Here is a 13,763-nt window from a genome sequence, read left to right on the forward strand (position 1 = left end):
CCCCTTGCCTGTACAGCACTCGAAGGCGTCCCTCCACGCCTTCTACGCGGACGCGTTACGGAACGGTCGAAGCACCGGAGAGCAGCTGCATGCGCCCGTCTCGGCGCGGTTCCGCGCCCTGCTGACGTCCCTCCCCGCCGACATCCCGCGTCGCGCTCTCGACCTCGGATACGGCGCCGGGGCCTACACCATCGCCCTGGCGAAGGCCGGCTTCACCGTCGTCGCGGTGGACCAGGCCCCGGCCGAACCGCTGCTCCGGCGACTCTCGCCGCACGAGGACCTGGCGGAGCGCGTCACGGTGGTGGAGTCCCTCATCGAGCAGTACGTGGTCGAGGAGGACTTCGGCCTGCTCGTCGCCAAGGACGTACTCCACTACCTGTCCCAGCGCGACGTCGAAGCCGTGCTCACCCAGGCCGTACAGAGCTCCCGATCGGTCAACGTGCACTACCTGGAGGTCTTCACCGGGATCTCCCGGACGGACGCCCATGGCGGTCAGATCCACATCGAGGGCGAGGCCCGGTACACGCCGGACACCCTCATCCGCGCGCTGGAGCGGATCTATGAGGGCTGGAACATGACCGTGACCTGGGACGACCACACCGAGCAGAACACGCGCTCGCGCCGCACCTACTTCGAGGCGACTCGTGCGACCGTCACCGCGGTGCGGAGGTGCCGAGTTTCGGCCGGCACCGTGACCATGAAGGGACGGGAAGCCTCGTGACAACCACGGGCCATGGAGGCATCAGCTTCGTCATCCCTTGCCACAACGCCGGCGACTACCTCATCGAGGCGGTGGAGTCGGTTGTCGAGCAGCCGCTTCGGCGACCGTACGAGGTGGTGATCGTGGACGACGGGTCGGACGACGACACGACCCGGAAGGCCATTGACACCTGCGCCGAGCTGCCCGGCGTACGCGTCGTCCGACTCGAGCAGCGCCAGGGGCACCACGCGGCCAGGAACGCCGGACTGGCAGCCGCGCGGCTGGAGTACGTGATGCAGGTGGATGCCGACGACCGGCTGGCCACCGAGCCGTTCCTCCTGGCGACAGGGTCCTACCCGGACAGGGCGGTGGACATCCTCGAATCCGACCCCGACACCGCGTTCGTGCACACGATGTCGTGGATGTTCGGCGCCTTCGAGGGCTTCACCATCTCCTCGTACCCCTGCCGCGAGGACCTCGTGGTGCGCAAGCACCACGTCCCGACGTCGATCGTCTGCCGCAGGGCTGACGCACTGGAATGCGGCCTGTACGACTCGAGGGTGCTCAAGTGGGGAGACTGGGCCTTCGCCGTCAATCTGCTGGCCAGTCGGTTCAGGCGAGGGGCGGGCAACACCATCCGCTGTGTCGCCGGCCCGTTCTATGAGTACCGGGTGCACTCGCGAGTCGACCGAGTGTCCGATGCGGAGGTCTCGGAGCTCGACATGACTCGCCTTGTCGTGGAGAAGAACCTCGACTTCTTCCGGGATCGGCTGGAGCGAAACGACAGCGCTGCCGAGATCGCCCTCGACGTGCTGGAGCAGAAGCCGACACGCCTCGACGACCTTCTGTACATGGCGCAGTTCGATCTCCACCAGGCCCAGATCGTCGCGCAGCAGCGCGAGTTCTCTCTGTCGAGCCCGTACGAGGCACTGGGGATTCCGTAGGGCCAGTGCCGGAGGCCGAAGGGCCCGAAGGGGGCCCAGACCAGACGGTCTGGGCCCCCACGGGCGTGTTCCGGTGCCTACTGCGGCGGCAGCTTGTCCAGCTGGGCCTGGATGCGGGCGATGTCCTCGTCCGCCTTGGCGAGGCGGCCCTTGATCTTGTCCACGACGTTGTCGGGGGCCTTCGCCAGGAACGCCTCGTTGCCGAGCTTGCCCTCGGCCTGAGCCTTCTCCTTCTCGGCGGCGGCCAGGTCCTTGGCGAGGCGCTTGCGCTCGGCGGCCACGTCGATGGTGCCCGAGAGGTCGAGCGCGACGGTGGCGCCGGCGACCGGCAGGGAGGCGGTGGCGGCGAACCCGTCGCCCTCCGGCTGGAGGCGCAGCACCTGCCGGATGGCACCCTCGTGCGGGGCGAGCGCGGTGCCGTCCAGTTCCAGGCGGGCCGGGACCTTCTGGCCGGGCTGGAGGCCCTGGTCCGAGCGGAAGCGGCGGACCTCGGTGACGACCCGCTGGACCAGCTCGATCTCCTTCTCCGCGGCCTCGTCGCGGAAGCCGGAGTCGGTCGGCCACTCGGCGATGACGACCGACTCGCGGCCCGTCAGCGTGGTCCACAGGGTGTCCGTGACGAACGGGACGATCGGGTGCAGCAGCCGCAGGGTGACGTCGAGGACCTCGCCCAGGACGCGGGCCGAGACCTTGGCCTGCTCGCCGGCCTCGAAGAACGTCGTCTTCGACAGCTCGACGTACCAGTCGAAGACCTCGTCCCACGCGAAGTGGTACAGGGCGTCGGCGAGCTTCGCGAACTGGTAGTCGTCGTAGTAGGCGTCCGCCTCGGCGACGACCTTGTTCAGGCGGGACAGGATCCAGCGGTCCGTCGCAGACATCGCGGAGGCGTCCGGCAGCGGGCCCTCGACCGTCGCGCCGTTCATCATCGCGAAGCGGGTGGCGTTCCAGATCTTGTTGGCGAAGTTACGGGACGCCTGGACCCAGTCCTCGCCGATCGGGACGTCGACGCCCGGGTTGGCGCCCTTGGCCAGGGTGAAGCGCAGGGCGTCGGAGCCGTACTTGTCCATCCAGTCCAGCGGGTTGACCGTGTTCCCGAACGACTTCGACATCTTCTTGCCGAACTCGTCGCGGACCATGCCGTGGAACGCGATCGTGTGGAACGGCGGCTGGCCGTCCATCGCGTACAGGCCGAACATCATCATCCGGGCGACCCAGAAGAACATGAGGTCGTAGCCGGTGACCAGGACGGAGTTCGGGTAGAACTTCTCCAGGTCGGGAGTCTGCTCCGGCCAGCCGAGCGTGGAGAACGGCCACAGGCCGGACGAGAACCACGTGTCGAGGACGTCGGTGTCCTGCGTCCAGCCCTCGCCGGTGGGCGCCTCGTCGTCGGGGCCGACGCAGACCAGCTCGCCGTTCGGGCCGTGCCAGACGGGGATGCGGTGGCCCCACCACAGCTGACGCGAGATGCACCAGTCGTTCAGGTTGTCGACCCAGTCGAAGTAGCGCTGCGACATGTCGGCCGGGTGGATGTTGACCCGACCGTCGCGGACCGCGTCGCCGGCAGCCTTGGCCAGCGTTTCAACCTTGACCCACCACTGCATCGAGAGGCGGGGCTCCAGCGTCGTCTTGCAGCGCGAGCAGTGGCCCACGGAGTGGACGTACGGGCGCTTCTCGGCGACGATCCGGCCCTCGGCGCGCAGGGCGGCGACGATGGCGGAGCGGGCCTCGAAGCGGTCCAGGCCCTGGAAGGGGCCATGGGTGGTGATGACGCCGCGCTCGTCGAGGACCTCGATGGATTCGAGGTTGTGGCGCTGGCCGATGGCGAAGTCGTTCGGGTCGTGGGCCGGGGTCACCTTGACGGCGCCGGTGCCGAACTCCGGGTCGACGTGCGTGTCGGCGACGACGGGGATCGTGCGGTCGGTCAGCGGCAGCTTGATCTGCTTGCCGATGAGGTGGGCGTAGCGCTCGTCGTCGGGGTGGACGGCGACGGCGGTGTCGCCGAGCATCGTCTCGGCGCGGGTCGTGGCGACGACGATGGTGTCGTCACCCTCGCCGTACTTCATGGAGACGAGCTCGCCGTCGTCGTCCTGGTAGTCGACCTCGATGTCGGAGATGGCCGTCAGACAGCGCGGGCACCAGTTGATGATGCGCTCGGCGCGGTAGATCAGGCCGTCGTCGAACATCTTCTTGAAGACGGTCTGGACGGCCCGGGACAGGCCCTCGTCCATGGTGAAGCGGTCCCGGCTCCAGGCCAGGCCCTCGCCGAGGCGGCGCATCTGACCGGCGATCTGGCCGCCGGACTCGGCCTTCCACTCCCAGACGCGCTCGACGAAGGCTTCGCGGCCCAGGTCGTGGCGGGACTTGCCCTCCTTGGCGAGCTCGCGCTCGACGACGTTCTGGGTGGCGATGCCGGCGTGGTCCATGCCCGGCTGCCACAGCGTCTCGAAGCCCTGCATGCGCTTGCGGCGGGTGAGGGCGTCGATCAGCGTGTGCTCGAAGGCGTGGCCCAGGTGGAGCGAGCCGGTGACGTTCGGCGGCGGGATGACGATGGTGTACGCCGGCTTCTCGCTCTTCGCGTCCGCCTCGAAGTACCCGCGTTCTACCCAGCGCTCGTACAGCGGTCCTTCTACCTCGGCCGGCGCGTACTGGGTCGGCAGTTCGGTGGTGGGCGCTGTCTGCTGCTGAGTGTTGTCGGTCACGACGGCCATTCTAAGGGCGTGCCCCGGCTACTCTCGCCTGGCTTTTACTAGCGTCACCGGGGCCCGATTACCCCCTATTACCGCCTCCGGCAGGTGATTCACTGTCGAACGGGGAACGCATTGTCGAGCGGTGGCACCAGGAGCTTGCCCGACTTCATGGCCTGCTGGACATCGCGGATGGTCACATAGCGTCCCTGCTGGATGACGGGAGTGATCATCTCGACGCTGCCCACCTCGGACAGGAAGAAGATCGTCCACGGGTACGTGGTCCGATCCGCGCTTTCCCTCGTGCGCGTGATCTCCACGGTCTCCGGAGTCGTGGCCCGGGTTCCGGGAAGCTCCTGCTTGACGGTCTCGACGGCCGTGACTTCGAATACGCGACCGCCGCCGCCAGGGGTGTACATGACCAGAAGCCGTGGCCGGGCCAGGCTCAGGTGGTTGCTGGTCGCGGGGCACATGTAGATGCCGTGGTCCCGTAGCTCGGCGAAGGCCAGCTCGTTGCCCGGAACGACGACCGCGTGGTCGTGCAGTGCGCGGAACCAGTCCATGGCCACCGGCTTCTCCCAGATGGGCTTGCCGTGGTGCTGGTGGGTCGGTTCGGCCAGGAGGCCACGGCTGGCCATCTTCGCGACGCTCTTCGGCTCCCGCTTGGCGAGACCACCGAAATCGGCCCGGTTCAAGATCTCCGGCAGCTCGGGGCGTACTGGCATGTGGCTGTTCCTGTTCAGGTGTGATGTCGTGCGAGCTTCGCGGGGGCGATTCGGCCCGTACGTTAGTCGGTTGCCGTGTGAGTGTGCTCGGTCCCAGGAACCCCGCTAATCGCATGTTCGATCTGTCGGATGCACCACTGGGCTATCGCTAGCCGGAAGGATTCTGTCCGCCGGCTACCGACTCTCGCGGTCTGACTTTTGCGGGGCCGTCCGATGGACGACGGGTCACGGCCGGTGGTGGGAGCACTCCCGACCACCGGCCGTCGGTTTCTTGTGGCTGGGGCCGTGCCTCTGCTGCGCTCAGTCCTGGTGTCGGCGGAGGCTGTCGGCGCCCGCAGCAACGACGCCACCGGCCGGGCCGACGGGAGTTGGCGCTCCCGCGACGCCGCGATGCCGGCGGGAGGAGTACCCCTGCCGCAGCCCGCGCTGCCCATGTCCCAGATAGCCCAGCTCTTGGACGTCTCCGAAGACGCCCTGCGCACCTTGATGGTCGAGCGGCGATCCGCCGGCGACACGACCCTGGTCGCCCTCGCCGTTGCCGAGGCAGCTCGCCGGATCGGCATCGGCCGCACCAAGCTGTACGAGTACGTCCCCTCCGGCGAGATCGCCTCGGTCAAGATCGGAACGGCGGCCCGATGCGGATCACCACCGTGGAACGTGCCGCCGCTTCCGCCGCGCTGGGATGCCCGCCGTGGGAGCTCGGGCTGTGCGCCGGCTGCGGCCAGCTGATGCGGCGCTACGGGCGGAACGCCGCCCTGTACTCGTGTGCCGGTCCGTCCTCAACAGGCGCCAGCCGGGAACTGCAACCACGCAACGACGAAGGTCCCGGCCGCAGTGCGGTCGGGACCTTCGTTTCGGCTGTTCAGCCGTGGCGGAGGATACGAGATTCGAACTCGTGAGGGGTTGCCCCCAACACGCTTTCCAAGCGTGCGCCCTAGGCCTCTAGGCGAATCCTCCGTGGAGAACATTACATGACCGGAGAGGGTGCTCGCGCACGTGATCCGGGGCGGAGGGTGGGCCGGGGGTGAGGGAAGGGCGCAGGTGGGTGAGGGGGACCGAGTGGGGGTTCGGATCGGGTACTCTGGGCGGAGCCCCTCACGTGGCGCTATCTGACTGAACTCCCCCAGGGCCGGAAGGCAGCAAGGGTAGGTCGGCTCTGGCGGGTGCGTGGGGGGCGCTTGCGTTCCCGGGTTGTCAGTGGGCGCCTATAACCTCGTATACGTGTCGTCTCTCGCGCTGTACCGCCGCTACCGCCCCGAGTCCTTCGCCGAGGTCATCGGGCAGGAGCATGTCACCGACCCGCTGCAGCAGGCGCTGCGGAACAACCGGGTCAATCACGCGTACCTGTTCAGCGGGCCCCGCGGCTGCGGCAAGACGACCAGTGCGCGGATCCTCGCGCGGTGCCTGAACTGTGAGAAGGGTCCCACGCCCACGCCCTGCGGCGAGTGCCAGTCCTGCCGGGACCTCGCGCGGAACGGGCCGGGGTCGATCGACGTCATCGAGATCGACGCGGCGTCCCACGGTGGTGTGGACGACGCGCGCGACCTGCGCGAGAAGGCGTTCTTCGGGCCCGCCTCCAGCCGCTACAAGATCTACATCATCGACGAGGCGCACATGGTCACCTCGGCGGGCTTCAACGCCCTGCTGAAGGTGGTCGAGGAGCCGCCGGAGCACCTGAAGTTCATCTTCGCGACGACCGAGCCCGAGAAGGTCATCGGCACCATCCGGTCGCGCACGCACCACTACCCCTTCCGGCTCGTGCCGCCCGGGACCCTGCGGGAGTACCTGGGCGAGGTCTGCGGCCGCGAGGGCATCCCCGTCGAGGACGGGGTGCTGCCGCTGGTCGTGCGGGCCGGTGCCGGGTCGGTGCGTGACTCGATGTCCGTGATGGACCAGCTGCTCGCAGGCGCCGCCGACGACGGTGTGACGTACGCCATGGCGACCTCCCTGCTCGGCTATACGGACGGGTCCCTGCTCGATTCGGTCGTGGACGCCTTCGCCGCCGGCGACGGCGCCGCCGCCTTCGAGGTCGTGGACCGGGTGATCGAGGGCGGCAACGACCCGCGCCGCTTCGTCGCCGACCTCCTGGAGCGGCTGCGCGACCTCGTGATCCTGGCGGCCGTCCCCGACGCCGCCGAGAAGGGCCTGGTCGACGCGCCGGTCGACGTCATCGAGCGCATGCAGGCGCAGGCCTCCGTGTTCGGGGCCGCCGAGCTCAGCCGGGCCGCGGACCTGGTCAACACCGGTCTCACCGAGATGCGCGGCGCGACCTCGCCGCGGCTCCAGTTGGAGCTGATCTGCGCGCGCGTGCTGCTGCCCGCCGCCTTCGACGACGAGCGGTCGATGCAGGCGCGCCTCGACCGGCTGGAGCGCGGGGCCGCCGCGGCCCCGCCCGCCGCCGTCTTCACGACCACGTCGCCCGCGCCGCAGATGGGGTACGTGCCCGGTGCCGAGGCGCACGTCCCGCCGCCCGCTCCGGCGCAGCCCCAGCCCCCGTTCCCGCCCCAGCCCGTCCAGCAGGCTCCGGCCCCGCAGGCCCCGGCCCCCGCGCCCGTACAGCCATCGGCTCCCGCCGCCGACGCCCCGCGGCCCGGTGCCTGGCCCGGTGCCGCCCGGCCCGGCAGTGGCGCGCCCGGTGCCTGGCCCGGCGCTTCGGCGCCCGCGCCGCAGCAGGCCCAGGCCCCCGCGGTCCCGCAGGCCGCGGCTCCGGCCGCCCCGCAGGCCCCGGCTGCCGCCGCCTCGGGCGGCATGGCCGCGGGCGCCGCCCAGGTGCGCAACATGTGGCCGCAGATCCTCGAGGCGGTCAAGGGAAGGCGCCGCTTCACCTGGATCCTGCTCTCGCAGAACGCGCAGGTCGCCGGCTTCGACGGCACCACCCTCCAGCTCGGCTTCCTCAACGCCGGCGCCCGCGACAACTTCGCGAGCAGCGGCAGCGAGGACGTCCTGAAGGCGGCCCTGGCCGAGCAGTTCAACGTGCACTGGCGGATCGAGGCGATCATCGACCCGTCGGGCGGCGCCAGCCCGCCGCCCGCCGCCGGTGGCTTCGGCGGCCGTCCGCCCGCGCCCGCCCCTGCCCCGGCGTTCGCCCCGGCCCCGGCGCCGCAGGCCTCCGCGCCCGCGCCCGTACAGCCGCAGGCTCCGGCCCCCGCGCCCGTACAGCCGCGGCCGCCCGTGCAGCAGGCCCCCGCCCCGGCGCACACGCCGCAGGCGCCGCCTCCGGTCGCGCCCGAGGACGACGTGCCGGAGGAGGACGACCCGGACCTCGTGGACTCCGCGCTGTCCGGGCACGAGCTGATCGTGCGCGAGCTCGGCGCGACCGTCCTGGAGGAATACACGAACGAGTAGGGGCGTCTCGCTCAGCGGCCCGCACAAAGACCACGGGCGCCCGCGGGCTACCCTGGCTGGCGTGAAGGTCCTCGTCATCGGCGGCGGCGCCCGCGAACACGCCCTGTGCCGCTCCCTCTCCCTCGATCCCGACGTCACCGCTCTGCACTGTGCGCCCGGCAACGCCGGAATCGCCGAGGTCGCCGAGCTCCACCCCGTCGACCAGCTCGACGGCGCCGCGGTCGCCGCGCTCGCGACCGAGCTCGGCGCCGAGCTCGTCGTCGTCGGCCCGGAGGCCCCGCTCGTCGCGGGTGTCGCCGACGCCGTCCGCGCGGCCGGCATCCCGGTCTTCGGCCCCTCCCGGGAGGCCGCCCAGCTGGAGGGCTCCAAGGCCTTCGCCAAGGACGTCATGGCCGCGGCCGGCGTGCCCACCGCCCGCAGCTACGTCTGCACCACGCCGGAGGAGATCGACGAGGCGCTCGACGCCTTCGGCGCTCCGTACGTCGTCAAGGACGACGGTCTCGCGGCCGGCAAGGGCGTCGTGGTGACCGACGACCTGGAGCAGGCCCGGGCGCACGCCCTCGCCTGCGACCGCGTCGTCATCGAGGAGTACCTGGACGGCCCCGAGGTCTCCCTCTTCGCCATCACCGACGGCGTCACCGTCCTCCCGCTGCAGCCCGCGCAGGACTTCAAGCGCGCGCTCGACGGCGACGAGGGCCCGAACACCGGTGGCATGGGCGCCTACTCGCCGCTGCCGTGGGCCGACCCCAAGCTGGTCGACGAGGTCATGGAGACCGTCCTCCTGCCGACGGTCGACGAGCTGCGCCGCCGCGGCACCCCGTTCTCCGGCCTGCTGTACGCGGGTCTCGCGCTCACCAGCCGGGGCGTCCGGGTCATCGAGTTCAACGCGCGCTTCGGCGACCCGGAGACCCAGGTCGTGCTGGCCCGCCTCAGGACCCCGCTGGCCGGCGTCTTCCTGAACGCCGCCAACGGCACCCTCGCCGACCAGGCCCCGCTCACCTGGCGCGACGACGCCGCCGTCACCGTGGTGGTCGCCTCGCACAACTACCCGGGCACCCCGCGCACCGGTGACCCGATCGAGGGTCTGGCCGAGGTCGCGGAGCAGGACGCGCCGCACGCGTACGTGCTCCACGCCGGTACGAAGCGGGACGGCGACGCCGTCCTGAGCGCGGGCGGCCGGGTCCTCTCGGTCACCGCCACCGGAACGGACCTGGCCGAGGCGCGCGAGCGTGCCTACGCGGCGGTCGGCCGCATCCGTCTTGACGGCTCGCAGCACCGTACGGACATCGCGCTGAAGGCCTCCGGGGCCTGAGCGCGGCGCCAGGAGGCGCGGCCGCGCAGTGAACCGCACGGCCGCGCCACCGTCATCACCTTTGCCCAAAGCCATTCCATCGGGTGACGGCTCGCCCATCCGGATGACGCCCGCCGAAGCCCCAACTAGGGTGCGGCGAAAGCGTTCCGGCACTTGGCCCACCGACATTGCGATGTCAGTGACGGGTGCCACAGTGGGGGAGTGACCAACACCGCCACGGGCAGTCCCGACCAGGGCAGGAGGGGGTGATGTACGGCGTGACCGGTACGGGTTCAGCGGCCGGCGACGAGCTCGGCGCGCGCGCCGCGCGCGCCCGGGCCCTCGCGGTGCTCCGCGTGCGCGGCAGGGCACTCGGCCTCGCGGTGCTTCCCGCCGCCGTCGCCGTCGTCCTGTACGCGGGCGGGGTCACCGGCCATATGACCGGCCCCGGCTGGGACGCCGCCCGCTGGGTGGTGACCGTCCTCGCCGTGGTCGTGCTGCTCGTCGCGGCGGCCGTCGCGACGGTCGTCGCCCGCTCGGAGCCGGCCGTGACGCCGACGGTCGAGCTCGCCGAGAGCGCGGCCCCCGATCTCTACCGTCTGGTGCGCGACCTCGCCGACCGGCTCGGCGTCCCCGCGCCCTCCGCGATAGCGCTGACGCCCGACTGCGACAGCTGGCTCGAGGACCGCTCCCACCCCACGCACCGCCGGCACGCCGCCGACGAGGCGCCCGTCCTCGTGATCGGCTCGCCCTTCCTCTGGTGGATGCGGGTCGGCGAGCTGCGCGCGGTCCTCGCCCCGGTCGTCGCCGGCACGGGACCGGCGGCCAACCCCGACATAGCGGCCGCCCGCCGCTTCGTCCGCGGTCTCGACGCGGCCGTCGCCGTGCCCCGGCGTCCCGGCCTCGACCCGGTCCGCAGGCTCGGCGCGCTGGGCGTCGGACGGCTGGCCGGGATCATGCTGAAGGGCTGCCGCGGCCACGCCGCCGAAATGGAGCGCGGCGTCGCCGCGGCCGGCTCCGAGCGCGCCCAGGCCGTGGACTACGGGGTGCGGATCGTCGCCCAGGAGCAGGTCGGGCTGGCCTACGCGGGCTGGGACCGGCTGCTCACCCGGGTCGCGCTGCCCGCCTGGCGGATGGGCCGCTGGCCCGCGCGTCTCGACGCGGGCGTGGTCTCGGCGCTGACCGAACTGTCCCGCCGCGACCGGCTCGCCGACGGCTTCGCCTCGCGGCTCGGCGAGCGGCCCGCGTGCGACCTCCTGGAGGAGCCGGGCGCGGTCGACGAGGCGGCCTCGCTGCTCGCCGCCCGTCTCTTCCACGGCGCCCCGGCCGGGCCGAGCCCGGACTGGGCCCCGGTGGAGTGGAGCGAGTACGCGGAGGAGGTCGTCGACCGCAAGTGGCGCGCCGACGCGGCCCGCCTCCACCAGGTCCTGGACCGGCTGGGTCTCAGCACCCCGCCGGGGCCCACGCCGTCCGGCGCCGCCGCCGACGCCCCGACCCTCGCCCGGATCATGGCCCACCTCACGACCGAGCCCACGACCGAGCCCACGACCGAGCCCACGAACACGGGCACGGACACGGGCACGAGCGCAGGCACGAGCGCAGGCACGAGCGTCAGCACGGCCACGCCCGAGACGACCCGCCTGTCGGGAGGAGCCCCCGGAGAAGCCCCCGGGCAAGCCCGCGCGGAATCTGCGGAATCTCCGGTGGCAGCCACCGCGGACGGAGCCACCGCGGACGGAGCCACCGCGGACGGAGCCACAGCCGAGGCGCCCGCCCCGGCGGAAGCCCCCGCCAAGCACTCCGCCGAGTACCCCGGCGAGAACCCCGCTGAGACCCTCGCGGCCCGCCCCGACCACCCGGAGCACCCCGGCCACCCGGAGCACCTCGACCACTCGGAGCACCCCGGCCACTCGGAGCACCCCGGCCACCCGGAGCACCCCGGCCACCCGGAGCACCTCGACCACTCGGAGCACCCCGGCCACCCGGAGCACCCCGACCTCGCCTCCGACCCCGACCCCGCCCCCGTCACCGAAGCCGCCGACGCCCTGGCCGCCGCGCTCACCGCGCAGACGGCCCGGGAGGAGGGGCTGCGACCGGCCGCGCCGGCCGCCGAGGGGCCCGACGGGCCGCTGCCGCTGTTCCCGCTCCAGCCGCCCCGCACCGGTCGCGACCTGCTCGCCGACCACGTGGCCGCGATGGTCTGCTGCGCCGCGGTGGACTCGGCGGACGCGGCGCCGGGCCTCGACTGGCTGGACGGCCCGGCCCTGTTCGTACGGGGCGAGCGGAGCACGGATCTCACGCCCGCCGTGCTGTGCCTCGTCGAGGACGGCGACCCGCGGCCGCTGCGCGCCTGGCTGACGAGGACCGGGGTCCGCCCCGAGAAGCCCGTCCGCCTCCTGTGACGGCGGCGCGCGCCGCCTCCGCCACCCTTCCCCACCCGGAGGGCCGTCTTCCACTCTCGCCAATTCACGACGAACGGTGACGGAGTGGGTGCGTTATGTGATGTGCTGGAGACCGGCACTGACAGAGGCACCATCAGCAGGCAGCAACCAGAGGCACTGACCAGCCGACCAGGCGAACAGGCGACCGGGGGAGTCGAGGGAGGGCGCGACATGGGGGCGGAGCAGATCAGGCGGTGGGAGTCGGGCGCGCTCGCCCACGCCGTCTCGGATCCCTTCGGCCAGGGCCCGCTGCCCTGGCTCCGCGGCTCCGAGAACTATTTCGACGACACCGGTCAGATGGTGCCGTGGTACGCGGACGAGACCCTGGCGCGCGGCGGTGGCGGCGGCCCCCGCACCGCCGACGACGTGCGCGGCCAGATCAAGGGCTTCGCGTCCGGCACTGCGGTGGCGCCCGGCGAGGCGATCGATTTCCACATCACGGTGGACCCGCCTCAGCAGTTCTCGGTCGACATCTACCGCATCGGGCACTACGGCGGGGACGGCGCCGCCAAGATCACCACCAGTCCGCGGCTCTCCGGGATCGTCCAGCCGGCGCCGCTGACCGCCGACCGGACCGTCTCCTGTCACCACTGGTGGCAGTCCTGGCGCCTGCAGGTCCCTTCCTACTGGTCGATCGGCGCGTACGTCGCCGTGCTCACCACGGCCGACGGCTACCGCTCCCACATCCCGTTCACGGTCCGCGACGGCCACCCGGCGGACCTGCTGCTCGTACTGCCGGACGTGACGTGGCAGGCGTACAACCTCTATCCGGAGGACGGTCGCACGGGCGCCAGCCTCTACCACGCCTGGGACGAGGAGGGCCGGCTGCTCGGCGAGGAGGAGGCCGCCGTGACCGTCTCCTTCGACCGCCCGTACGCGGGCGCGGGCCTGCCGCTGCACGTCGGGCACGCCTACGACTTCATCCGCTGGGCCGAGCGCTACGGCTACGACCTGGCGTACGCGGAGACCCGTGACCTGCACGCCGGCCGGGTGGACCCCAGCCGCTACCGGGGCCTGGTCTTCCCCGGCCACGACGAGTACTGGTCGGTCCCCATGCGCCGGACCGTCGAGCTCGCCCGCGCCCAGGGGACCTCACTCGTCTTCCTGTCCGCCAACACCATGTACTGGCAGGTGGACCTGGCGCCCTCGCCGTCCGGCTCCCCGGACCGGCTCCTCACCTGCCGCAAGCGCCGCGGCCCGGGCCGCCCGGCGCTCTGGCGCGAGGTCGACCGGCCCGAGCAGCAGCTGCTCGGCATCCAGTACGCGGGCCGGGTGCCCGAACCGCACCCGCTGGTCGTACGGAACGCGGACCACTGGCTCTGGGAGGCCACCGGCGCGGGCGAGGGCGACGAGATCCCGGGCCTGGTCGCGGGTGAGGCCGACCGCTACTTCCCGCGGACGGCGCTGCCCGAGCACCAGGGCCGCATCCTGCTCGCCCACTCGCCCTACCGGGACAGCGAGGGCGTGCGGCGGCACCAGGAGACGAGCCTCTACCGGGCCCCGTCCGGCGCCTGGGTGTTCGCCTCGGGCACCTTCGCCTGGTCGCCGGCGCTCGACCGGCCCGGCCATGTGGACGCCCGGGTGCAGCGCGCCACCGCGAACCTGCTCGACCGCATCTGCAAGAGGGACTGAG

Annotated in this window: 9 protein-coding genes, 1 tRNA gene and 1 other RNA gene; 8 read left to right on the plus strand and 3 right to left on the minus strand. The window is 72.1% G+C overall.

The genetic code is table 11. The annotated features are described in order from the left end of the window. The first annotated feature begins 4 nt into the window (after positions 1-4). Together ACFY8W_RS20040 and ACFY8W_RS20045 are read left to right on the plus strand one after the other, a co-directional pair. A complete protein-coding gene (locus ACFY8W_RS20040; protein ID WP_391106650.1) occupies positions 5-721 on the plus strand; it encodes a methyltransferase domain-containing protein in 717 nt (238 codons plus the stop codon). After that, the gene (locus ACFY8W_RS20045; protein ID WP_391106652.1) at positions 718-1,644 is read left to right on the plus strand and encodes a glycosyltransferase; all 927 of its coding nucleotides are present in this window, start codon (positions 718-720) and stop codon (positions 1,642-1,644) included. Before ACFY8W_RS20040 ends, ACFY8W_RS20045 begins: the two co-directional genes overlap by 4 nt. A 77-nt stretch (positions 1,645-1,721) precedes the next feature. On the opposite strand, the gene ACFY8W_RS20050 is transcribed toward ACFY8W_RS20045, so the two are convergent. Beyond that, positions 1,722-4,343 (minus strand): valine--tRNA ligase, encoded by a 2,622-nt coding sequence (locus ACFY8W_RS20050; RefSeq protein ID WP_391106655.1) that lies wholly within the window; start codon positions 4,341-4,343, stop codon positions 1,722-1,724. 98 nt (positions 4,344-4,441) lie between these two features. Then, complete coding sequence (locus ACFY8W_RS20055) at positions 4,442-5,053, minus strand: hypothetical protein (RefSeq protein WP_391106658.1); 612 nt, start codon at positions 5,051-5,053, stop codon at positions 4,442-4,444. 411 nt (positions 5,054-5,464) lie between these two features. Here ACFY8W_RS20055 and ACFY8W_RS20060 point away from each other — a divergent pair, with 411 nt between their 5' ends. Continuing rightward, positions 5,465-5,782, plus strand: a complete 318-nt coding sequence (locus ACFY8W_RS20060) for a DNA-binding protein (protein ID WP_391106919.1) — start codon at positions 5,465-5,467, stop codon at positions 5,780-5,782. A 140-nt stretch (positions 5,783-5,922) separates the two neighbouring features. On the opposite strand, the gene ACFY8W_RS20065 is transcribed toward ACFY8W_RS20060, so the two are convergent. Next, a tRNA-Ser gene (locus tag ACFY8W_RS20065) sits at positions 5,923-6,010 on the minus strand. A 129-nt stretch (positions 6,011-6,139) separates the two neighbouring features. Here ACFY8W_RS20065 and ffs point away from each other — a divergent pair. The 5 genes from ffs (at position 6,140) to ACFY8W_RS20090 (ending at position 13,762) form a co-directional block, all read left to right on the plus strand. Further along, an RNA gene (ffs, locus tag ACFY8W_RS20070) (signal recognition particle sRNA small type) lies at positions 6,140-6,238 on the plus strand. A 36-nt stretch (positions 6,239-6,274) separates the two neighbouring features. Beyond that, positions 6,275-8,398 carry a DNA polymerase III subunit gamma and tau gene (locus tag ACFY8W_RS20075; protein WP_391106661.1) on the plus strand — a complete coding sequence of 708 codons (2,124 nt, stop codon included), beginning with the start codon at positions 6,275-6,277 and terminating at the stop codon, positions 8,396-8,398. Positions 8,399-8,459: 61 nt separating this feature from the next. Beyond that, entirely contained in the window at positions 8,460-9,710 is a 1,251-nt protein-coding gene (purD, locus tag ACFY8W_RS20080) for a phosphoribosylamine--glycine ligase (RefSeq protein ID WP_391106663.1), read from the plus strand. Positions 9,711-9,958: 248 nt separating this feature from the next. Further along, positions 9,959-12,091, plus strand: coding sequence for a hypothetical protein (locus tag ACFY8W_RS20085; protein ID WP_391106666.1), 2,133 nt, complete (start codon positions 9,959-9,961; stop codon positions 12,089-12,091). A 210-nt stretch (positions 12,092-12,301) separates the two neighbouring features. Then, positions 12,302-13,762 carry a N,N-dimethylformamidase beta subunit family domain-containing protein gene (locus ACFY8W_RS20090; RefSeq protein ID WP_391106669.1) on the plus strand — a complete coding sequence of 487 codons (1,461 nt, stop codon included), beginning with the start codon at positions 12,302-12,304 and terminating at the stop codon, positions 13,760-13,762. Position 13,763: the final 1 nt, after the last annotated feature.

Source organism: Streptomyces sp. NPDC012637, from assembly GCF_042954805.1.
Lineage (GTDB): Bacteria > Actinomycetota > Actinomycetes > Streptomycetales > Streptomycetaceae > Streptomyces.

Excerpts from the sequence above, each read along its gene's own strand:
- ACFY8W_RS20055 (WP_391106658.1), bottom strand. The coding sequence starts at position 5,053 with ATGCCAGTACGCCCCGAGCTGCCGGAGATCTTGAACCGGGCCGATTTC.
- ACFY8W_RS20085 (WP_391106666.1), top strand. The coding sequence starts at position 9,959 with ATGTACGGCGTGACCGGTACGGGTTCAGCGGCCGGCGACGAGCTCGGC.
- ACFY8W_RS20090 (WP_391106669.1), top strand. The coding sequence starts at position 12,302 with ATGGGGGCGGAGCAGATCAGGCGGTGGGAGTCGGGCGCGCTCGCCCAC.